Below are 19,690 nucleotides of genomic sequence, written 5' to 3' on the forward strand. Positions count from 1 at the left end.
CCCGCCGGCCTCGGTAGGATCACGGCCATGAGTTCTCCTGCGGTCCCCTCCACCCCCACGGGCACCACCTCCATCTCGATCCTGCTCTACAGCAACGACCGCAGCGTGCGCGACGCCGTCCGGATCGGCGTGGGCGAGCGGCCCGCCGACGACGTGGTCGTGGAGCGGTGGATGGAGTGCGCCACCCCGGAGGTCACCCTCATCGAGGCGCAGACCGGTGACTACGACCTGCTCGTGCTCGACGGGGAGTCCCAGCCCTACGGCGGGATGGGCGTGTGCCGTCAGCTCAAGAACGAGCTCTTCGACTGCCCGCCCGTCCTCGTGCTCACCGGCCGCCCCGGCGACGGCTGGCTGGCGACGTGGTCGCAGGCCGACGCGGTGCTGTCCCGGCCGCTGGACGAGGCCCGGCTGACCGCGGCGATCGCCGACCTGGCCCGCCGGTGACCTCCGGCGCCGCGACGGGCGCCGCGGCGCACCCCACCTGGCCGGACGTCCTCACCTCGCTGACCCGCGGCGAGGACCTCTCCTCCGAGGTGGCGGGCTGGGCCATGGACCAGGTGATGTCCGGCGCGGCCAGCGACGCCCAGCTCGGCGGCTTCCTCACCGCGCTGCGGGCCAAGGGCGAGACGGCCCAGGAGATGTCGGGCCTCGCGGCCATGATGCTTGAGCACGCGCACCGCTTCGAGGTGACCGGACCCACCGTCGACATCGTCGGGACGGGCGGGGACCGCGCGATGACGGTCAACATCTCGACGATGTCCGCCGTCGTCATGGCCGCCGCGGGCGCGACCGTGGTCAAGCACGGCAACCGCGCCGCCTCCAGCCGCTCCGGCTCGGCCGACATGCTCGAGGCCCTGGGGATCGGGCTCGACCTCGCCCCGGAGCGGGTGCGGTCGGTCGTCGAGGAGGCGGGCATCACCTTCTGCTTCGCCCTGACCTTCCACCCCGCCATGAGGTATGCCGGTGCCGTCCGCCGCGAGCTGGGGATCGGGACCGCCTTCAACTTCCTCGGCCCCCTCACCAACCCGGCCCAGCCGCGGTACGCCGCGGTCGGGTGCGCCGACGCGCGCATGGCCCCGCTCATGGCCGAGGTCTTCGCCGGGCGCGGCACCCGGGCCGTCGTCTTCCGCGGCGACGACGGGCTGGACGAGATCACCACGGCCACGACGAGCACCCTCTGGTGGGCCGACGACGAGGGGGCCGTCCGACGATGGTCGCTCGATCCCGGCGACCTCGGGCTGGAGCGCCACCCGGTGGAGCTCCTGCGCGGCGGGGACGCCGAGCACAACGCCGAGGTCGCCCGTCGGCTCTTCGCCGGCGAGCAGGGGCCGGTGCGCGACGCCGTGCTCCTCAACGCCGGCACGGCGCTCTCGCTCGTGGCCGCCGGCGAGGAGGGCGCCCACCCGGCCTCCGAGGGCGAGCTGCGGGAGGCCGTCCGGGCCGGGATGGCTCGGGCCGCCCGCGCGCTGGACGACGGCTCGGCGGCGCAGGTCGTGCAGCGCTGGGTGCGCGCGACGGCCTGATCCCGCTCGGGTAGCGTCGCCGTCATGCGTGCGATCGTCGTGGAAGAGACCGGTGGGCCGCAGGCCCTGACCCTCGTGGACCGCCCCACGCCCGAGCCCGGACCGGGCCAGGCGCTGGTCGACGTCGCCGCGGGCGGTGTGAACTTCATCGACACCTACCAGCGCTCCGGCGCCTACCCCCTCCCCACCCCCTTCGTGGTCGGCAGCGAGGGCGCCGGCACGGTGCGCGCCCTCGGCCCGGACACCTCGGGGGTGTCGGTCGGGGACCGCGTGGCGTGGGCGATGGTGCCGGGCACCGGCTACACCGAGCAGGCGGCGATCGACGTCGACCGGCTCGTCGTGGTCCCGTCCGAGGTGGAGCTGGAGACGGCCGCCGCCGTCATGCTGCAGGGGCTGACCGCGCACTACCTCGCCCGCAGCACCTTCCCCGCCGAGCCCGGGCATACCGCGCTGGTCACGGCTGCCGCGGGCGGTGTCGGGCTGCTGCTGACCCAGCTCCTGCACCGTGCCGGGGTGCGCGTCATCGGCACCGTCGGCTCGCCGGAGAAGGCCGAGCTGGCCACCGCCGCCGGGGCCGACGAGGTGGTCCTCTACCGCGAGAACGACCTGGTCGAGGCGGTCCGCGACCTCACCGGGGCCGAGGGCGTGCACGTGGTCTACGACGGGGTCGGCAAGGACACCTTCGACGCCGGGCTGGAGCTGCTGCGCCCACGCGGCACGATGGTGCTCTTCGGCGCGGCCAGCGGGCCGGTGCCACCGATCGACCCCCAGGTGCTCAACCAGAAGGGCTCGCTCTTCCTGACCCGCCCCTCCCTCGCGCACTACGTCGCCGACCGCGCCGAGCTCACCGCTCGCGCCGACGACATCCTGCACCTCATCGCCAACGGCGAGCTGGACGTGCGGATCTCGGGCCGCTACCCGTTGGCGGAGGCCGCCCGCGCGCACGAGGACCTCGAGGGCGGCGGCACCACCGGCAAGCTCATCCTCGTGCCCTGAGCCACCGGGGGCCGGCGGCGGCACTGCGCACAGCTGAACGCCGGTTCGTCACTCGTCAGCCTCCTGGAGAAGGCTGCCGAGTGACGAACCGGCGTTCAGTTGGTCAGATGGCCTTCTCGCCGCGGAAGAACTCGAAGGTCCAGCCCAGGATGGAGATGAGCAGGAAGGGCACGGCGCAGATGAGCAGCCACCACCCCACGGCCAGCCCGAGGGCCACCACCGCGATCGACATCCCCAGCCACAGCGGCCACCACGAGTAGGGGGCGAAGTGGCCGTAGTCCCCGGACAGGTCCCCGATCTCGCCCTCGAGGTCGTCCTCCGGGCGCAGGTCGGTCTTGCGGCCGGTCACCCAGAGGTAGAACGAGATGAAGGCGGAGAAGAGCGTCGTCAGCATCAGCCCGACGATGCCCACCCACTCGCGGGGATCGGTGAAGTAGGCGTACAGCGCGGTCGCCAGCGCGAAGAACGGGACGAGGAGACCGAAGACCTTGACCTCGGCGCGCATCAGCGACCTTCCTTCCCGGTGTAGCCACCGGACTCGGTGCCGACCCGGCCGTCCGGGTCGGTGTCAGGACCGCCGAGCAGCTTCTCGGCGACGCCCTTGTCGGGCTCCGGAGACTCCAGCGTCCCGATCTGCGGGTGGTGCAGGTCGAAGGCGGCACGCTCGGAGCGGATCCGCGGCAGCGAGTCGAAGTTGTGGCGGGGCGGCGGGCACGAGGTGGCCCACTCCAGCGACATGCCCCAGCCCCACGGGTCGTCGCTCGTGACCTTGGGGGTCTTGAAGCTCTTCCACACCGCGTAGAAGAAGGGGAGCATCGAAGCGGCGAGGAGGAAGGAGGAGATTGTCGACAGCTGGTTCATCCAGGTGATGCCGTCCTCGGGGAGGTAGTCGGCATACCGGCGGGGCATGACCTTGACACCCAGCCAGTGCTGGATGAGGAAGGTGCCGTGGAAGCCGAGGAAAAGCATCCAGAAGTGGATCTTGCCCAGCCGCTCGTCCAGCATGTGGCCGGTGAACTTGGGCCACCAGAAGTAGTAGCCGGCGAACATCGCGAAGACGACGGTGCCGAAGACCACGTAGTGGAAGTGCGCTACGACGAAGTAGGTGTCCGAGACGTGGAAGTCCAGCGCGGGGCTGGCCAGGATGACGCCCGTCAGACCACCGAAGAGGAAGGTCACGAGGAAGCCGACCGCCCACAGCATCGGGGTGTCCAGCTTGATGGAGCCACGCCACATGGTGCCGATCCAGTTGAAGAACTTCACCCCGGTCGGGACGGCGATGAGCATCGTCATGATGGCGAAGAACTCGAGCAGGACCGCGCCGGTCGCATACATGTGGTGGGCCCACACCGAGACCGACAGTGCGGCGATCGCCATGGTGGCCATGACGAGCGTCTTGTAACCGAACAGCGGCTTGCGGGAGAAGACCGGGATGACCTCGGAGATGATCCCGAAGAACGGCAGCGCGATGATGTAGACCTCGGGGTGGCCGAAGAACCAGAACAGGTGCTGCCAGAGCATGGCGCCCCCGTGCTCGGGGTCGTAGATGTGCCACCCGAAGATGCGGTCCGTCGCCATCCCGAACAAGGCGGCGGCGAGCACGGGGAAGACCACGAGCACCAGGATCGAGGTCACCAGAACCGTCCAGGTGAAGAACGGCACCCGGAACATCGTCATGCCGGGTGCCCGCATGCAGACGATCGTCGTGATGAAGTTGACGGCGCCGAAGATCGTGGCGAAGCCGCTGACCGCCAGGCCCACGACCCACAGATCGCCCCCCAGGCCCGGGCTGTGCGTGGGCCCGGCCAGCGGCTGGTAGGCGAACCAGCCGAAGCTCGCCGCACCGCTGGGGGTGAGGAACCCCCCGACGGCGATGAGGCTGCCGAAGAGGAACATCCAGAAGGCCAGCATGTTGAGTCGCGGGAAGGCCACGTCCGGGGAGCCGATCTGCAGCGGCACCAGCGCGTTGGCGAAGCCGGCGAAGAGCGGCGTCGCGAACATGAGCAGCATCACCGTGCCGTGCATGGTGAACATCTGGTTGTAGATCTCGGGGTTGTCCACGACCTGCAGGCCGGGGACGAAGAGCTCGGCGCGGATGACCAGCGCCATGAGGCCACCGAGGATGAACCAGCCCATGGTGGCGACGAAGTAGAGGTTGCCGATGACCTTGTGGTCCGTCGTCGTGATGACGCGCACGAAGTTGCGGACGAAGGAGCTGCGCTCGACCCCGGCCGGCACCTGCGTGCCGGTGGCGGTGGTGGCCGTGCGCTCGGTGGTGATGGCCATCAGTTCCTCACTCCCTCGGGCAGCTTGTCCTGCTGGTCCGGCTGCAGCTCGTACATGTCCAGATCGGGTCCGAGCTGACCGGTGTTGCCGGACTCCTCGAGGTCGGCGATGAAGGCGTCGTACTCCTCCTGCGAGACGACCTCGACCTGGAAGAGCATCTCGGAGTGGTATGCACCGCACAGCTCGGCGCACTTGCCGGCGAAGGTGCCCTCCTCGGTGGTCGTCACCTGGAAGATGTTGACCCGCCCGGGGACCATGTCCATCTTCTGCAGGAAGTTGACCACCCAGAACGAGTGGATGACGTCGCGGGAGGTGAGCACGAACTCGACCCGGCTGTCCACCGGCAGCACCAGCGTGGGCAGGGTCTCGGGCACGCCCTCCGCGCCGTCGTTGAGGTCCTGGGCCTGCTGGCCGGAGACGTAGACCTGCTCGTCGACGTAGTTGAAGTCCCAGCTCCACTTCTTGCCGACGACGTTGACGGTGACGTCCGGCTCCGGGTCGGTGTCGAGCATGGCGTTCTGCAGGTTGACGGTCTGCCCGAACATCGCCGCGACCATGAGGACCGGGACGACGGTGTAGAGGATCTCGAACGGCACGTGGTAGCGGAACTGAACCGGGATGTCGTCCTCGCTGCGGCGCCGGTAGGCGAAGACCGCCCACAGGATGAGCGCCCACACGAGGACACCCACGGCCAGGGCGGCGATCCACGTGGCGTTCCAGAAGCTGACGACGTCCTCGCCGACCTCGGTCGCGGGCTCGGGCAGGTAGCCGCGGGTCAGCGACTCACCACAACCCGACAGGGCCAGCGCCCCCGCCGTGACGGCGAGCACGACCCCGATCCTGCGGGTGCGGGGCCGCGGCTGACGACCCCTCTCCTCACGCCGTTGCACTGAGCCACCTCTTGCTGCTGGGACGGACGAGCATCACGCAGGACACTCTACCCTCATGCACTCCCGTCGGCCTCTGCGCAGGGGGGTATGCCGCGCCATCGCCGGGGCAGCTCGCGCACCGAGTGTTCCCGCACCATCCGGAGATAGCCGGGGCGGTCGAGGGTGCGCACCCCGAGGGAGCGCAGGTGGGGCGTCTGCCACTGGGTGTCCAGCACCCAGGGAGCCCCGTCCTCGGAGAGCACGTCGACGAGTCCCGCCAGGGCCGCCTTGGAGGCGTCCGGCGCGCGGTGGAACATCGACTCCCCCGCGAACACGCGCCCGAGCGCCAGCCCGTAGACCCCACCCACGAGGTCGTCCCCGTCCCACACCTCGACCGAGTGGGCCCACCCCAGGTCGTGCAGCCGGCAGTAGGCCTGCGCGATCTGCGCGGTGATCCAGCCGCCGTCCCTGGTCGGGTCGGCACAGCCCTCGATCACGTCGTCGAAGGCCCGGTCGACCGTCGTCGTCCAGGACCGCCGGGAGCGCTGCGCGGAGCGGCTGAGGTGGAGGTCACCCGGCAGCAGCACGCCGCGCGGGTCCGGTGACCACCAGCCGAGCGGGTCGGCGCCGCCCTCCCCCAGGCCCATGGGGAACAGGCCGGCACGGTAGGCCGCGAGGATCGTGCCGGGTTCGAGGTCGGCACCGATGCCGACGAGGTCCTCGCCCGGGGCGGCGCCCGCCGTCGTGAGGTCCCAGACGGAGGGCGGCGGCTCCACGGGGCAGCCGCCGCTCCCGTCGTCTCGCGGGATCAGCTGAAGCTGTCCCCGCACGCGCAGGAGCTGCCTGCGTTGGGGTTGTCGATCGTGAAGCCCTGCTTCTCGATGGTGTCGGCGAAGTCGATGGAGGCGCCGTCGAGGTAGGGGGCGCTCATCCGGTCCACGACGACCTCGACCCCGTCGAACTCGGCGACCAGGTCGCCGTCGAGGGTGCGCTCGTCGAAGTAGAGCTGGTAGATGAGGCCGGAGCAGCCACCCGGCTGGACGCCGATGCGCAGCCGCAGGTCGTCGCGGCCCTCCTGCTCCAGCAGGCTCTTGACCTTGCCGGCGGCGAGGTCGGTGAGGGTGACGCCGTGCGTCTGGGTCGTCTGGATGTCGGTCATGCGCCGCGGGTCCTCTCGTGAGGGGAAGTCGTGAAGGGTGAACGTCGGCCGGTGCCGGTCCTGTTCCCGTCCCGACCAGCGTACGTCACGCCTGCACGCCCGGTGTCCAGGTGCGGGCCACCCGCGCCGCGAGCGCCGCGAGGTCCTCCTGCCCGCGCGGGGCGTAGGAGCCGCTCACGCCGAGGGACATCCCCTCCCGGCGGCCGACGGAGACCTCGCGGGCCAGGACGACCGTCGGGGCAGCGACCTCGAGCGCGGCCCGTGCGGTGTCGGCCACCACGCCCTCGTGCACGGTCGTGTAGTCGTAGGCGTCCGTGACCAGGACGACGAGGGCCCCGGCGAGCCGGTCGCGGATGCCCAGCTCGTCGAGCAGCAGCCTCGCCCCGGTGTCGGTCCGCGCCCCGAGCAGCTGGAGGGCATACCCCACTCCCCCTCCGGCCCCGGCGCCGGCGGCGCGCTCCGGCCTGCGCGGGAGCCCGGTGAGCAGGTCGCGCTGCGGGGGGAGCAGCGCGTTGACCCGGTCGCTCAGCTCGCCCAGCCCGGTCTCCAGCCGTTGCGTGACCTCGGCGGGCACCCCGTGCTCCCCGAGCGAGGCGCTGGCGCCGTGGAAGCCCAGCAGCGAGGCCTCGGTCGTCGTCGCCAGCACGAGCCGGGTCCCCGACCAGCCCTCGCGGACCGTGGCCAGCGACCTCAGGTCCTCCCCCGCCCCCAGGTGGCGCAGCAGCCCGACGCCACCGTCGTGGCAGGCGAGGTCCCCGACCCCCACGACGACGCGACCCACCCCGAGGTCCCGGGCGCAGCGCAGCAGGACGCCCACGCCCTCGCTGCTCAGCGCTGCCGGGTCGGCCAGGGCCTCCTCGTCGACGAGGTGGCGTCCCGCGACCTGCGCCGTGTCGAGGTATGCCGTCGCACCGTCCGGGCGCTCGACCACGGCGACGTCGGCGGGCACCTCGCGACCGGTCGGGTCGGGGACGAGCACCGGGTGGCTGCTCACGGACAGGCCGGTGACCGCGGCCCGTTCGGCGACGAGGGTGGCGAAGCCGGCCCCGCCGTCGTGCGAGGCGTGCGCCCCGACGTCGGCGTGCGGGGCCGACGCGGCCCAGCCGCCGGCGACGTCCTCGGCGGTGCCCGGGGCCAGCCGGCCGCCGGAGCGGTCGACGACGACGGTCACGCGGGGTGCGGGCATACCGGCGGGGGTCAGGCGTAGACCATCTGCATGGCCTCGCGCACCTCGTCCAGCGTCGCGTCGGCGACGTCCCGGGCGTGCGCGTTGCCGGCCGCGAGGACGCGGCGCAGCTCGGCGGGGTCGGTCTCGAGCTCGGCCCGGCGGGCCCGCACCGGGGCCAGGTGCTCGTTGACCGCCTCGGTGACGAGCGCCTTGAGCGCCCCGGATCCGGAGCCGCCGATCTCCTCGGCCACCGCACGCGGGTCGCGCCCGGTGGTGAGCGAGGCCAGCAGCAGCAGGTTGGACACCTCGGGCCGGCCCTCGGGGTCGTAGGTGATGTGCCGGTCGGCGTCGGTGACCGCCTTCTTGATCGCCCGGGCCGTCTCGTCCGCGCTCATCCGCAGCTCGATGACGTTGCCCCGGGACTTGCTCATCTTCTGCCCGTCCGTGCCCAGGAGGTTCGGCACCTCCGAGAGCAGCGCGTCGGGGGCGGGGAAGACCGGGGCGCCGCCGTCGCCCGCCCGGCCGTAGCGCTCGTCGAAGCGGCGGGCCACGACCCGGGTCTGCTCCAGGTGCGGCAGCTGGTCCTTGCCGACCGGCACGACGTTGGCTTTGCAGAAGAGGATGTCGGCCGCCTGGTGCACGGGGTAGGTGAGCATGAGGCCGGTCATGGGTCGCCCGCCGGTGGCGTCCTGCTCGGCCTTGACGGTGGGGTTGCGGCGCAGCTCGGCGTCGGTCACCAGCGACAGGAAGGGCAGCATGAGCTGGTTGAGCGCCGGCACCTGGGAGTGGGCGAAGATCGTCGTGCGGCTCGGGTCGATCCCCACCGAGAGGTAGTCGGTCAGCAGCGAGTAGACCCGCTCCTGGATCGAGTCGACGGTGTCCCGGTCGGTGATCACCTGGTAGTCGGCGATGAGGACCCAGGTGTCCACACCCTTGTCCTGCAGGGCGACCCGGTTGCGCAGGCTGCCGAAGTAGTGCCCCAGGTGCAGGTGGCCGGTCGGGCGGTCGCCGGTGAGCATGCGGTAGCGCCCCGGGTGCACGTCGAGGTCGGCGGCGATCTGCGCCGAGCGCACGACGCTGCGCTGCAGGGAGGCGTCGGAGGTCGAGTCGGCGAGGTCGGCGCCCGTGCTGCCGGAGGGGTCGTCGGGCTGCTGGGTCTGGTCAGTCACGAGCGCCGATCGTATCGGGACGGCTCAGCCGAGCTCCTCGCGACCGTGCGGCGTGGTCCAGCCGCTGGTGTCCGGGCCGAGCGGCACGACACCGGTGGGGTTGATGTCGCGGTGCGTGGCGTAGTAGTGCGCCTTGACCTGGTCCAGGTCGGTCGTCGAGCCGAAGTCCCAGGTCTGCCAGAGGTCGCGGGCGTAGGCCCAGAGCACCGGCATCTCGGTGAGCTTCTGCCGGTTGCACTTGAAGTGGCCGTGGTAGGCCGCGTCGAAGCGCGCCAGGGTCGGCCAGAGCCGGACGTCGGCCAGGGTGAGCTGGTCGCCCACGAGGTAGCGCTGGTGCTCCAGCCGCTCCGAGAGCCAGTCCAGGCGGGAGAAGAGCCGCTGGTACGCCTCCTCGTAGGCCTCCTGGCTCCCGGCGAAGCCGCACTGGTAGACGCCGTTGTTGACGTCGGCGTAGACGAGGTCCGAGACCTCCTCGATCTCGTCGCGCAGGTGCTCGGGCCACAGGTCTGGGGCGTCGGCGCGCTGGTACTCCCCCCACTCGGTCACGAGGTCCTTGACCATCTGGTGGAAGTCGTTGGTGACCACGCGTCCGGTGGTGGTGTCGACGAAAGCCGGCACGGTGATGCCGGAGTCCGGGTAGCCCTCGGGGCGCGCGTCGTAGGCGTCCTTGAGCTTCGGTATCCCCAGGACCGGGTCGACCTCGCCGGGGTCCAGGTCGAAGGTCCAGGAGTCCTCGTCGTGGACCGGGCCGGCCACGCCCATACCGATGACGTCCTGCAGCCCCAGCAGGTGGCGGGTGAGGATCATGCGGTGCGCCCAGGGGCAGGCGCGGGACACGACGAGGCGGTAGCGGCCCGGCTCGACCGGGAAGCCGTCGCGCCCGTCGCGGGTGATGCGCTCGGGGATGTAGCGGCTCTTGCGCTCGAAGCTGCCGGAGCTCACGTAGCCCGACGACCCTTCGGACTGGGTAGTTGAATCGTCACTCATCATGGTCCCCATCATGCCCGGTCGCGGCGAGACGTTCCAGCAGGAGCGCCTCGGCCAGGCAGACCCGCTCGAACTCCCCGAGGTGCAGGCTCTCGTTGGCCGCGTGCGCCCGGGTGTCCGGGTCCTCCACGCCGGTGACGAGGATCGCGGCGTCCGGGAAGCGCTCGGCGAAGGCGGCGACGAAGGGGATCGACCCGCCGACGCCGATGTCCACGGCGTCGACCCCGTCCCAGGCGTCCCGGAAGGCCGAGCGCGCCGCGTCGTAGACCGGCCCCTGCGCGTCCGCCGAGAAGCCGGAGCCGTCGTCGACGACCTCGACGTCGACCCGGCAGCCCCAGGGCGCGTGCTCCAGCAGGTGGGTCCGCAGCGCCTCGGCGGCGGTCGCCGGGTCCTCCTCCGGGTGCAGCCGCATGGACAGCTTGGCCCGGCCGACCGGGGTCAGGAGGTTGGCCGCGGTGTCGACCGAGGGGGCGTCGATCCCGATGACCGTCATCGAGGGGCGCGTCCACATGCGCGACAGGAGCGAGCCGGTGCCGATCGGCTGGACGCCCTCGGGCAGCCCGGCGTCCGCGCGCAGGTCCTCCTCGGTGAAGTCGAGGTCGGCCGCCTCGGACGTGCGCAGGCCGGGGATGGCCACGTCGCCCGCCTCGTCGTGCAGCGTCGCGAGCAGGCGGCAGAGCGCGGTCAGCCCGTCGGGCACGACGCCGCCGTAGAGGCCGCTGTGCAGCCCGTGCTCCAGGGCCCGCACCTCGACCACCACGCGGACCATCCCGCGCAGCGTGGTCGTGAGAGCCGGGACCCCGATCTTCCAGTTGTGCGAGTCGGCGAGCACGATGGCGTCGCACCGCAGCGACTCACCGTGCTCCTGCAGGATCGTCGGCAGCGAGTCCGAGCCCACCTCCTCCTCGCCCTCGACGAAGACGGTGACACCGACCGGCGGTCGCCCGCCGTGCGCCCGCAGCGCGGCCACGTGCGCCATGACCCCGGCCTTGTCGTCGGCGACACCACGGGCGTAGAGGCGCTCCCCCACCTCGGTCGGCTCGAAGACCGGGGTGTCCCAGTCCTGCTCGGCGCCGGGCGGCTGGACGTCATGGTGGGCGTAGAGCAGGACCGTGGGCGACCCGGGCGGACCGTCACGGTGCCCGATGACCGCCGGTCGCCCGCCCTCACGCACGATCCGCACGTCCAGGCCCTCGCCCCGGAGCAGGTCCGCGGTGGCCTGGGCGCTGTCGTCCACGTGCCGCTGGTCGAAGGAGTCGAGGGACACCGACGGTATGCGCGTGAGCGCCTCGAGGTCCGAGCGCACCCCCGGCATGAGGTCGCTGACCCGGGCGGCCAGGTCGGAGGTGCGGTCGGCGTCGTCGGCGCGATGTTCCATGGGGCGCAGGCTAGCCCTCCCGCTCCGGCCCGCGGGGAGCGCGCCGGCCCGACCGCAGCAGCACCTACACTTCCGAGGGTGAAGTTCGGGAAGAGGTCGAGCGAGCTGACCGAGGACCACCTCGAGGCGGCCCAGAAGCAGGCGCAGGAGCCGGTGGACCGTGCCCGCCCCGCGGGCAAGGGTCGCCCGACGCCGAAGCGGCGGGACGCCGAGCGGGCCAACCGCCGTCCCCTCGTGGTCGACAAGAAGTCCATGAACGCCGAGCAGAAGGCCAAGGTCCGCACCGAGCGGGCGAAGGTGCGCGAGGCCATGCTCCGCGGCGAGGAGAAGTACCTCCCCGCCCGCGACAAGGGGCCCGAGCGTCGGTTCCTGCGCGACGCCGTCGACGTGCGGTGGAACGTCGGCGAGATCCTGCTGCCGGCGATGATCCTCGTCCTCGCTCTCTCCCTGCTCCCCTTCGCCTGGGCCCGCGGCGGCACCTTCCTCTTCGCCTACGCCCTCATGCTGGGCGGCGTCATCGACGTCTGGCTGCTGTGGCGGCGCACCAAGAAGCGCTTCACCGCGGCCTTCGGCCACGGGCCGGGCCGGGGCTCGGCGTGGTATGTCGTGCTCCGCGCCTTCCAGATGCGCCGGAGCCGGATCCCGCGGCCGACCGTCGAGCGCGGCGCGGAGCTGCACCGGCGCTGAGCGGGCGTGGCGGCGGACCGGCCTCCTCTCACCGGGGACAGACCGGCCCCCGGTGCCCTAGGGTCGGCCTCAGCACGGCTCCTGCGGGGAGCCGACCACGAGGAAGGCGTGCCGCCATGATCGACCAGCTCCTGAGAAGCATCCCGACCGACCAGATCGCCGAGGCCATCGGCGAGGACCCGCAGGCCACGCGGCAGGCGGTCAAGGCCTCCCTCCCTGCGCTGCTCGGCGGTCTCACCGCCAACGCCGAGCGGGCCGACGGCGCGCAGTCGCTCCTCGCCGCGCTCGGCCGGCACCAGGACGGCCTGGCCGAGGGCGCCTCGGTGGACCAGATCGACGTGCAGGACGGGGAGAAGATCGTCGGCCACGTCTTCGGCGGCAACACCGACGCGGTGGTCAACCAGCTCGGCGGGATGTCCGGACCGCAGACCTCCTCCCTCGTCCGCAAGCTGCTGCCCATCCTGGCCCCCATCGTCCTGTCGTGGCTGGCCAAGCAGGTGGTCGGCGGGGGCGGCGGCGGCTCGGCCGCGGCGACCGGCCGCCAGGCACCCGGGCAGCCGGACGGGCCGCTCGGCCAGGGCCGTCCCGAGGCGAGCCCGGAGCAGGGCTCGACCGACCTGACCTCGGTGCTGCAGGACGTCCTCGGCTCGGCCCTCGGCAGCGCGACCGGCACCCGGTCCTCGGGGTCGTCGGGCTCCTCCGGCGGCATCCTGAGCGACGTGCTGGGCAGCATCCTGGGTCGCCGCTGAGGCTGCGATCACCCGGCACGACGCTTTGTATGCTGACCGGCGACAGTTCCCCTGCCCCGAGCCCGAGGAGCGCCGGTCACGATGACGTCCACCCTGGTCCTCGGCAGCGCCGATAGCGGCGTCGCCCGCCACGCCGCCTCCCTCCTGCGCGGCCACGACGCGGTGACCTGCCTGGTCACCGCGAGCCCGCCGGTCCCCGCCGGGATCGCGGACTTCCGCGAGCGGCTGGGCCAGATGCCCGGCGAGCGGCCGGAGGGATGGACCGAGGTGCCGGTGACCAGCCTCTCCATGGCCCTGCTCGCCTCCCGGCGGCCGGTCCTGGTGAGCAGCGTCCCCGACTGGCTCTGGTCGGTCGTGGAGTCCGAGGGCCTGTGGGACGACCCCCGTGCCGCCGCCCGGCACATGGAGCCCATGCTGGAGGAGGCCGCGGTCGCCCTGCGCGCCGTGCCCTTCGACGTGGTGCTGGTGAGCAACGAGCCTGCCGCGCCGACCGCCTCGGACGACCGGGACGCGCTGCTCCTGGCCGAGCTGCTCGGGGTCGCGAACACCCGCCTGTCGGCGGCCTGCGCCCAGGTGCACGTCGTCACCGCCGGCCGGGTGCTCGACCTGTCGGGCGCGCGGCCGGTCCCGGCCGGCTGATCCCCGCACCTGAGGCCCTACCGGCTCCTCCAGGGTCGACACCTGCGCGTCGCCGCACCCACTCGTCCTGGGCACCACCCGTTCTCCGACGCCCGCCGACAGTCATCTGACAGATAGTGTCGCGGTCATGACGACCACACCGGGGCAGGACGCATGACGCCGACACGCGACACCGTTCTGCTGGATGTCGACGGCACCCTGGCCGATTCCACCTACCATCACGCCCTGGCGTGGTCCCGGGCGTTCGCCCGCTTCGACCTCACCCCTCCGCTGTGGCGGGCGCACCGAGCGATCGGCATGGGTGGGGACAAGCTGGTCGCTGTGGTGACCGATGACGAGGTGGAAGCCCGTCTCGGTGACGACCTGCGGGACACCTGGGAACAGGAGTACTCCCGAATCCTCGATGAGGTCGTGCTGCTGGACGGGGCCCGTGAGCTGGTGCTCTCGCTGCACGAGCGCGGGTTGAGGGTGGCCCTTGCCTCCTCGGGCAAGAAACGGTTCACCGACCATGTCATCGAGCTGCTGGACCTGCCCGACGGGGTGCTGAGCACCGTCACCACCTCCGAGGACGCCGAACAGTCCAAGCCGGCGCCGGACATCCTCGGGGTCGCCCTGCGACGGGCGGGAGGAGAGCGCGCCGTCCTCGTCGGTGACACACCGTATGACGTGGCCTCCGCAGCACGGATGGGTGCGCCCTGCGTCGCGGTGCGCTCCGGTGGCTACGGGGTGCAGGAGCTGCGGGACGCCGGAGCCGTCCTGATCGTCGATGGCCCCCGCACCTTGATCACGGCCGACTGGGACGAGCTGTGCCGGGCCGAGCCGCCCCAGGGCTCGGACGACCCGCAGGAGCCGTTGCCGCACTGAGCTCAGCCCGCGGCGCCACCCTCGACGAAGGGCGGCTTGCTGACCTCGACCGGGACCTCCCGGCCCCGGACCTCGACCACCAGCTCGGTGCCCTGCTCGGTGCCCCGGTCCAGGAGCGCGAGCGCGATGCCCTGCTTGCGGGTCGGGCTGAAGGTCCCGGAGGTCACCTCGCCCACCTCCTGACCGGAGGCGTCGAGCACCCGGCACCCGGCGCGCGGGATGCCCCGGCCGGTCACGACCAGCCCGCCACCCAGCCGGCACTCCTTGGCCTCCCGCTGCGCGGTGAGGACCTCCCGGCCCCAGAAGGCGTCCTTGCCCCACCCGACCGCCCAGCCGGTGCGCCCCATGACCGGGGTGATCTGGTCGGAGAGCTCGTGGCCGTGCAGGGCATACCCCATCTCGGTGCGCAGCGTGTCGCGCGCGCCGAGGCCGCAGGGAAGGCCGCCCAGCGGCTCCATCGCGGTGGTGAGGGCGTCCCAGAGCGCGGGCGCGTCGGCGCTGGCGCAGACCAGCTCGTAGCCACGCTCCCCGGTGTAGCCGGTGCGGCACACGGTGACCGGCACGCCCTGCCACTGCGCCTCGACGAAGCTCATGTAGTCGTGGCCGGTCGGCAGCCCGAGCTCGTCCATGACCTCGTCCACCCGAGGCCCCTGGAGCGCCAGGATGGCGTAGTCGTGGTGCTGGTTCTCGACGCTCACGTCCTCGGGACGCTGCTCCGCACCCTGGAGCAGCTCGACCACCCGCGCGGTGTTGGCGGCGTTGGGGATGAGGAAGACCTCGTCCTCGGAGCGCAGGTAGGCGATCATGTCGTCGACCACCCCACCGTCCTCGGAGCAGCACATCGTGTACTGCGCCTTGCCGGGCTCGATGCGGTCCAGGTCGTTGGTCAGGCAGCTGTTGAGGAAGTCCTTGGCCCCCGGCCCGCGGACGAGCGCGTTGCCGAGGTGGGAGACGTCGAAGAGACCCACCCGCTCCCGGACGGCGGTGTGCTCGGCGACGACGCCGCCGCCGGGATACTCGATCGGCATGGACCACCCGCCGAAGTCGGCCATCTTGGCCCCGAGCGCGAGGTGCCGGTCGTGCAGCGGGGACGTCATCGTCTCGGAGTCGCTCATGGCGCTCACCCTAGTGGGTGGCGTCGTGGCCTAGTGTCGGTCTCCACACCCGGCGCGACCGCCGGGCGACACCCGAGCGACCGCCGCCGGACGGGCCCGTCCCGGACGGCACGGAGACAAGGAACCATCCATGAGTGGCTGCATGCCCGTGACCTTCACCACCGACGACCTCGCCACCGCGCAGGTCGACGCCCTCGTCCTGGGGGCGACCAAGCGCGACGGCGCCCTGGCCCTGCTCGAGGGCCACGGGCTGGGCGAGGACGTCGTGCAGGCGCTGTCGGGGGCCCTGGCCACCCTCGGCGCCGAGGGCTCGACCGACGAGGTGTCGTCGCTGGCGGGGGTCGCCGGGGTCGAGGCCGGGCTGGTCCTCGTCGTCGGGGTCGGCGGGAGCGGACCGGCACCGCGGACCGAGCAGCTCCGGCGCGCCGCGGGCGTCGCCGCGCGCTCGCTCACCGGACGGGGGTCGGCCCTCTTCGCCCTCGGCCAGGAGGGTCGCGACCAGGCCGTGGCCGTCGCCGAGGGGGCGGCGCTCGGCGCCTACAGCTACGTCGAGCAGCACGGGGTGGGCAAGGCCGACTCGGCGAAGGCACCCCTGGGCTCCGCGCTCGTCCGTGGCCTCTCCGGAGAGGAGGCCGAGGCGGCGCAGGCCGAGGTCTCGGCGCTGGTCGACGCGGTCTCGTATGCCCGCGACCTGGTCAACACGCCGCCCAACCTCCTCTACCCCGAGACCTTCGCCGCGGACGTCGTGAGCCGGGCGCAGGAGGCGGGCGTCGAGGTGGAGGTCTGGGACCCCGAGCAGCTCGCCGCGGAGGGCTGCGGCGGCATCATCGGCGTCGGCCAGGGCTCGGCCCGCGGACCCCGTCTCGTGACGCTGCGCTACACGCCCGAGGGCGCCGACCGGCACCTGGCCCTCGTCGGCAAGGGCATCACCTTCGACTCCGGCGGGCTCTGCCTCAAGCCGGGCGCCTCGATGGTGACGATGAAGATGGACATGGGCGGTGCCGCGGCCTGCGCCGCCGCCACCCTCGCCATCGCCGAGCTGGGTCTGCCGGTCCAGGTGACGGCATACCTCTGCCTCGCGGAGAACATGACGGGTGACCTGGCCCAGCGCCCGGGTGACGTCGTGACCATGCGGGGTGGACGCACGGTCGAGATCATCAACACCGACGCCGAGGGGCGCCTCGTCATGGCCGACGGCCTGGCGCTGGCCACCGAGCAGCAGCCGGACGCCATCGTCGACGTGGCCACGCTCACCGGTGCCTGCATCGTCGCGCTGGGCGAGCGGACCATCGGGGTGATGGGCAACGACGACGAGCTGCGCGACTCGCTGGTGCGCCTCGGCACCGACGCCGGGGACACCGCCTGGGCGCTGCCGATGCCCGAGGAGATCCGGCCCACCCTCGACACCCCCGTGGCCGACCTCAAGCACACCGGTGAGCGGTCCGCGGGGGCGATGGTGGCCGCGACCTTCCTCCAGGAGTTCGTCGGCACCCGCGGGGAGGGCGCGCAGGCCTCCCCGATCCCCTGGGCCCACCTCGACATCGCCGGTCCGGCCTACAACGAGAAGTCGGCCTGGGGCTACTACCCCAAGGGCGGCACCGGCGCCGGCGTGCGCTCGCTGGTCGCGCTCGCCCGCTCCTACGCCGGCTGAGCGGCACCGCACGCACGAGGGGCACCACCGCACGTCGCGGTGGTGCCCCTCGCGTCCGTCTGCCGGGCGACGTCAGCCGCTCTTGCGGCGGAACATCTGCTGGGCACCCGAGGTCTTGGCGTCGCGCTCCTGCGCGACCTTGCCGTGCTCGGAGTGGTCCGAGACGTCCGTCCCGCCGTGGGCCTGCTTCCTGGCCAGTGCCTCGCGGAACTTGGCCTTGACGTCGTCCGTGACCGGATCGTTGCTCATCGGGCCACCTCCTCACTCTCGCCGGACATGACCAGCCCACCCTGGCACGCCGATCCGAGGGTCCGCCACCGAATTCCGGGCAGGTGGCAGGATGGCTGGCGGACCGGCCGTCCTGGGTGGCACCACGCCTGACCCAGCGGCAGCATCACCCGTAGACTGCAGGCCCCGGACGAGGAGAGAGTCAACAGACATGTCGGAACGTGTATCGATGCCCGCCCTCGGTGAGTCCGTCACCGAGGGGACCGTGACCCGCTGGCTCAAGAGCGTCGGCGACTCCGTCGAGGTCGACGAGCCGCTGCTCGAGGTCTCCACCGACAAGGTCGACACCGAGATCCCCTCCCCCGTCGCGGGCACCCTGCAGGAGATCCTCGCCGAGGAGGACGAGACCGTCGAGGTCGGCGCCGACCTGTGCGTCGTCGGGGACGGCAACGGGGGCGACAGCAGCGACTCCGGCGGCTCCGACGCGCAGGCCGACGAGGAGTCCGGGCAGGCCGAGGAGTCCGGCGACGAGGGTGGGTCCGACGAGCAGGAGCGGGAGTCGGAGGACTCCGCAGCCTCCGAGGACACGAGCGACTCGAGCGACTCGAGCGACTCGAAGGAGGAGAGCAGCGAGGACAGCGGGTCCGGGGCCTCGAGCGGCTCCTCCGGGGGCGGCGGTGGCTCGGAGGGCGAGACCGTGACCATGCCGGCGCTGGGCGAGTCGGTGACCGAGGGCACCGTCACCCGCTGGCTGAAGTCCGAGGGTGACTCGGTCGAGGTCGACGAGCCGCTGCTCGAGGTCTCCACCGACAAGGTCGACACCGAGATCCCTTCCCCCGTCGCGGGCGTCCTGACCTCGATCCTCGCCGGGGAGGACGAGACGGTCGAGGTCGGCGGCGAGCTCGCCGTCATCGGGGGCGAGTCCTCCGGCGGCGGTTCCGACGAGGGTTCCTCGCAGTCCGAGCCGGAGCAGGACGAGGAGAAGTCCGAGGAGCCCGCCGAGGAGAAGTCGGAGGACAAGCCGGCCGAGGACGAGAAGGACGACAAGGCCGAGGAGGAGTCCTCCGACGACCTCGGCGGCGAGCAGGACAAGCAGGAGAAGGCGGCCCAGGAGGCCTCCGAGTCCACCGGCACCTCCGACGCCGACGACAGCGGTGAGGCGGTCGGTGTCGGCACCACCTCCGCCGAGTCCGGCAGCACCTCGCACAAGGACGCCGACGGCGACGGCACCCGGGACGTGGAGCAGCGCGAGCAGTCGTCCTCGCAGGGCCAGGACGTCAGCGCCTACGTCACCCCCCTGGTGCGCAAGCTCGCGGCGCAGCACGACGTCGACCTGGGCTCGCTGACCGGCACCGGCGTCGGTGGCCGGATCCGCAAGCAGGACGTCCTCGACGCCGCGAAGGCCAAGGAGGAGCAGTCGGCCGCGTCCGCCCCGGCGGAGGAGAAGGGGCAGGAGAGGAGCGCGGAGCAGCCCGCTGCCTCCGCGCCCGCCCCGAGCCCGGAGAGCGAGGCCAAGCGCGGCACGACGGAGAAGATGTCGCGCCTGCGCAAGGTCATCGCGACCCGCATGGTCGAGTCGCTGCAGACCAGCGCCCAGCTCACGACGGTCATCGAGGTCGACGTCACGAAGATCTCGCGGCTGCGCAAGCGCTCCAAGGACGACTTCCTCAAGCGTGAGGGCACCAAGCTGTCCTTCATGCCGTTCTTCGCGATGGCCGCGATCGAGGCGCTCAAGGAGCACCCGATCGTCAACGCCAGCGTCGAGGACGACTCGATCGTCTACCACGCGGCCGAGCACCTCGGCGTCGCCGTCGACACCCCGCGCGGCCTGCTGGTGCCCGTTATCAAGGACGCCGGCGACCTCAACATCGCGGGCCTGGCGCGCAAGATCGCCGACCTGGCCGAGCGCACCCGCGACAACAAGGTCACGCCGGACGAGCTGTCCGGTGGCACGTTCACGCTGACCAACACCGGGTCGCGCGGCGCGCTCTTCGACACCCCGATCATCAACCAGCCCAACGTCGGCATCCTGGGCACCGGCGCGGTCGTCAAGCGGCCGGTGGTCATCGTCGACGAGGACGGCATGGAGACGATCGCCATCCGCGACATGGTCTACCTCGCGATCAGCTACGACCACCGGGTCGTGGACGGCGCGGACGCGGCCCGCTTCCTGGCGACGATGAAGGAGCGCCTGGAGGACGGGAAGTTCGAGGTCTGAGCCG

Annotated in this window: 20 protein-coding genes; 9 read left to right on the top strand and 11 right to left on the bottom strand. The window is 72.2% G+C overall.

The window, feature by feature from the left end; translation table 11 throughout:
- The first annotated feature begins 27 nt into the window (after nucleotides 1–27).
- From SGUI_RS04220 to SGUI_RS04230, 3 genes are read left to right on the top strand one after another with little or no spacing between them, the layout of a single operon-like run.
- Nucleotides 28–444 carry a response regulator transcription factor gene (locus tag SGUI_RS04220; RefSeq protein WP_066636689.1) on the top strand — a complete coding sequence of 139 codons (417 nt, stop codon included), beginning with the start codon at nucleotides 28–30 and terminating at the stop codon, nucleotides 442–444.
- Nucleotides 441–1,523, top strand: a complete 1,083-nt coding sequence (trpD, locus tag SGUI_RS04225; RefSeq protein ID WP_066636691.1) for an anthranilate phosphoribosyltransferase — start codon at nucleotides 441–443, stop codon at nucleotides 1,521–1,523. The genes SGUI_RS04220 and trpD overlap by 4 nt, the downstream gene beginning before the upstream one ends.
- A 24-nt stretch (nucleotides 1,524–1,547) precedes the next feature.
- Entirely contained in the window at nucleotides 1,548–2,519 is a 972-nt protein-coding gene (locus SGUI_RS04230) for a quinone oxidoreductase family protein (protein ID WP_066636694.1), read from the top strand.
- Between the two features lie 103 nt (nucleotides 2,520–2,622).
- Here SGUI_RS04230 and SGUI_RS04235 read toward each other — a convergent pair whose 3' ends face one another.
- The 9 genes from SGUI_RS04235 to SGUI_RS04275 all read right to left on the bottom strand — a co-directional run bounded on the left by SGUI_RS04235 (nucleotide 2,623) and on the right by SGUI_RS04275 (nucleotide 11,535).
- Nucleotides 2,623–3,024, bottom strand: coding sequence for a cytochrome c oxidase subunit 4 (locus tag SGUI_RS04235; RefSeq protein WP_066636695.1), 402 nt, complete (start codon nucleotides 3,022–3,024; stop codon nucleotides 2,623–2,625).
- Entirely contained in the window at nucleotides 3,024–4,805 is a 1,782-nt protein-coding gene (gene ctaD / locus SGUI_RS04240; RefSeq protein WP_157621733.1) for an aa3-type cytochrome oxidase subunit I, read from the bottom strand. The genes SGUI_RS04235 and ctaD overlap by 1 nt, the downstream gene beginning before the upstream one ends.
- Nucleotides 4,805–5,635: an aa3-type cytochrome oxidase subunit II gene (gene ctaC, locus SGUI_RS04245; RefSeq protein WP_237141451.1), complete on the bottom strand. Its 831-nt coding sequence runs from the start codon at nucleotides 5,633–5,635 to the stop codon at nucleotides 4,805–4,807. Before ctaC ends, ctaD begins: the two co-directional genes overlap by 1 nt.
- Before the next feature lie 113 nt (nucleotides 5,636–5,748).
- Nucleotides 5,749–6,450 (bottom strand): leucyl/phenylalanyl-tRNA--protein transferase, encoded by a 702-nt coding sequence (gene aat / locus SGUI_RS04250; protein ID WP_191090946.1) that lies wholly within the window; start codon nucleotides 6,448–6,450, stop codon nucleotides 5,749–5,751.
- 32 nt (nucleotides 6,451–6,482) lie between these two features.
- Nucleotides 6,483–6,833 carry an iron-sulfur cluster insertion protein ErpA gene (gene erpA / locus SGUI_RS04255; RefSeq protein ID WP_066636700.1) on the bottom strand — a complete coding sequence of 117 codons (351 nt, stop codon included), beginning with the start codon at nucleotides 6,831–6,833 and terminating at the stop codon, nucleotides 6,483–6,485.
- An 85-nt stretch (nucleotides 6,834–6,918) separates the two neighbouring features.
- Complete coding sequence (locus SGUI_RS04260) at nucleotides 6,919–8,019, bottom strand: glycerate kinase (RefSeq protein WP_066636703.1); 1,101 nt, start codon at nucleotides 8,017–8,019, stop codon at nucleotides 6,919–6,921.
- Between the two features lie 11 nt (nucleotides 8,020–8,030).
- Nucleotides 8,031–9,170 carry a tryptophan--tRNA ligase gene (gene trpS / locus SGUI_RS04265; protein WP_472537421.1) on the bottom strand — a complete coding sequence of 380 codons (1,140 nt, stop codon included), beginning with the start codon at nucleotides 9,168–9,170 and terminating at the stop codon, nucleotides 8,031–8,033.
- A 24-nt stretch (nucleotides 9,171–9,194) separates the two neighbouring features.
- A complete protein-coding gene (locus tag SGUI_RS04270; protein ID WP_083190487.1) occupies nucleotides 9,195–10,157 on the bottom strand; it encodes a glutathione S-transferase family protein in 963 nt (320 codons plus the stop codon).
- On the bottom strand, nucleotides 10,150–11,535 hold the full coding sequence (locus SGUI_RS04275; protein WP_066636704.1) for a dipeptidase: 1,386 nt from the start codon (nucleotides 11,533–11,535) through the stop codon (nucleotides 10,150–10,152). Before SGUI_RS04275 ends, SGUI_RS04270 begins: the two co-directional genes overlap by 8 nt.
- 78 nt (nucleotides 11,536–11,613) lie before the next feature.
- Between SGUI_RS04275 and SGUI_RS04280 the strand changes: the two genes are divergently transcribed.
- The 4 genes from SGUI_RS04280 to SGUI_RS04295 all read left to right on the top strand — a co-directional run bounded on the left by SGUI_RS04280 (nucleotide 11,614) and on the right by SGUI_RS04295 (nucleotide 14,474).
- The gene (locus SGUI_RS04280; RefSeq protein WP_066636705.1) at nucleotides 11,614–12,222 is read left to right on the top strand and encodes a DUF3043 domain-containing protein; all 609 of its coding nucleotides are present in this window, start codon (nucleotides 11,614–11,616) and stop codon (nucleotides 12,220–12,222) included.
- Nucleotides 12,223–12,338: 116 nt separating this feature from the next.
- Nucleotides 12,339–12,971, top strand: a complete 633-nt coding sequence (locus SGUI_RS04285) for a DUF937 domain-containing protein (RefSeq protein ID WP_066636708.1) — start codon at nucleotides 12,339–12,341, stop codon at nucleotides 12,969–12,971.
- An 81-nt stretch (nucleotides 12,972–13,052) separates the two neighbouring features.
- Nucleotides 13,053–13,610 carry a bifunctional adenosylcobinamide kinase/adenosylcobinamide-phosphate guanylyltransferase gene (locus SGUI_RS04290; RefSeq protein WP_066636711.1) on the top strand — a complete coding sequence of 186 codons (558 nt, stop codon included), beginning with the start codon at nucleotides 13,053–13,055 and terminating at the stop codon, nucleotides 13,608–13,610.
- A gap of 153 nt (nucleotides 13,611–13,763) precedes the next feature.
- Complete coding sequence (locus SGUI_RS04295) at nucleotides 13,764–14,474, top strand: HAD family hydrolase (protein WP_066636713.1); 711 nt, start codon at nucleotides 13,764–13,766, stop codon at nucleotides 14,472–14,474.
- A 2-nt stretch (nucleotides 14,475–14,476) separates the two neighbouring features.
- Here SGUI_RS04295 and gcvT read toward each other — a convergent pair whose 3' ends face one another.
- Complete coding sequence (gene gcvT / locus SGUI_RS04300) at nucleotides 14,477–15,589, bottom strand: glycine cleavage system aminomethyltransferase GcvT (RefSeq protein ID WP_066636716.1); 1,113 nt, start codon at nucleotides 15,587–15,589, stop codon at nucleotides 14,477–14,479.
- Between the two features lie 130 nt (nucleotides 15,590–15,719).
- Between gcvT and SGUI_RS04305 the strand changes: the two genes are divergently transcribed.
- Nucleotides 15,720–17,240: a leucyl aminopeptidase gene (locus SGUI_RS04305; protein ID WP_083190488.1), complete on the top strand. Its 1,521-nt coding sequence runs from the start codon at nucleotides 15,720–15,722 to the stop codon at nucleotides 17,238–17,240.
- A 72-nt stretch (nucleotides 17,241–17,312) separates the two neighbouring features.
- Here the strand turns inward: SGUI_RS04305 and SGUI_RS17610 are convergent, their stop codons facing one another.
- Nucleotides 17,313–17,489, bottom strand: coding sequence for a DUF5302 domain-containing protein (locus SGUI_RS17610; protein WP_191090947.1), 177 nt, complete (start codon nucleotides 17,487–17,489; stop codon nucleotides 17,313–17,315).
- Nucleotides 17,490–17,679: 190 nt separating this feature from the next.
- On the opposite strand from SGUI_RS17610, the gene sucB reads away from it, so the two are divergent.
- Entirely contained in the window at nucleotides 17,680–19,686 is a 2,007-nt protein-coding gene (gene sucB / locus SGUI_RS04310) for a 2-oxoglutarate dehydrogenase, E2 component, dihydrolipoamide succinyltransferase (RefSeq protein ID WP_066636727.1), read from the top strand.
- The last annotated feature ends 4 nt before the right edge of the window (nucleotides 19,687–19,690 follow it).

The sequence above is a fragment of the Serinicoccus hydrothermalis genome (assembly GCF_001685415.1).
GTDB classification, from domain to species: Bacteria; Actinomycetota; Actinomycetes; order Actinomycetales; family Dermatophilaceae; genus Ornithinicoccus; species Ornithinicoccus hydrothermalis.

What these genes read in the sequence shown, in the direction of transcription:
- erpA (WP_066636700.1), bottom strand. Translation starts at nt 6,833, where the DNA reads ATGACCGACATCCAGACGACCCAGACGCACGGCGTCACCCTCACCGAC.
- SGUI_RS04290 (WP_066636711.1), top strand. Translation starts at nt 13,053, where the DNA reads ATGACGTCCACCCTGGTCCTCGGCAGCGCCGATAGCGGCGTCGCCCGC.
- sucB (WP_066636727.1), top strand. Translation starts at nt 17,680, where the DNA reads ATGTCGGAACGTGTATCGATGCCCGCCCTCGGTGAGTCCGTCACCGAG.
- SGUI_RS04305 (WP_083190488.1), top strand. Translation starts at nt 15,720, where the DNA reads ATGAGTGGCTGCATGCCCGTGACCTTCACCACCGACGACCTCGCCACC.
- SGUI_RS17610 (WP_191090947.1), bottom strand. Translation starts at nt 17,489, where the DNA reads ATGAGCAACGATCCGGTCACGGACGACGTCAAGGCCAAGTTCCGCGAG.
- SGUI_RS04270 (WP_083190487.1), bottom strand. Translation starts at nt 10,157, where the DNA reads ATGAGTGACGATTCAACTACCCAGTCCGAAGGGTCGTCGGGCTACGTG.
- SGUI_RS04260 (WP_066636703.1), bottom strand. Translation starts at nt 8,019, where the DNA reads ATGCCCGCACCCCGCGTGACCGTCGTCGTCGACCGCTCCGGCGGCCGG.
- SGUI_RS04235 (WP_066636695.1), bottom strand. Translation starts at nt 3,024, where the DNA reads ATGCGCGCCGAGGTCAAGGTCTTCGGTCTCCTCGTCCCGTTCTTCGCG.
- SGUI_RS04220 (WP_066636689.1), top strand. Translation starts at nt 28, where the DNA reads ATGAGTTCTCCTGCGGTCCCCTCCACCCCCACGGGCACCACCTCCATC.
- gcvT (WP_066636716.1), bottom strand. Translation starts at nt 15,589, where the DNA reads ATGAGCGACTCCGAGACGATGACGTCCCCGCTGCACGACCGGCACCTC.
- SGUI_RS04275 (WP_066636704.1), bottom strand. Translation starts at nt 11,535, where the DNA reads ATGGAACATCGCGCCGACGACGCCGACCGCACCTCCGACCTGGCCGCC.
- ctaD (WP_157621733.1), bottom strand. Translation starts at nt 4,805, where the DNA reads ATGGCCATCACCACCGAGCGCACGGCCACCACCGCCACCGGCACGCAG.
- SGUI_RS04285 (WP_066636708.1), top strand. Translation starts at nt 12,339, where the DNA reads ATGATCGACCAGCTCCTGAGAAGCATCCCGACCGACCAGATCGCCGAG.
- SGUI_RS04230 (WP_066636694.1), top strand. Translation starts at nt 1,548, where the DNA reads ATGCGTGCGATCGTCGTGGAAGAGACCGGTGGGCCGCAGGCCCTGACC.
- SGUI_RS04295 (WP_066636713.1), top strand. Translation starts at nt 13,764, where the DNA reads ATGACGCCGACACGCGACACCGTTCTGCTGGATGTCGACGGCACCCTG.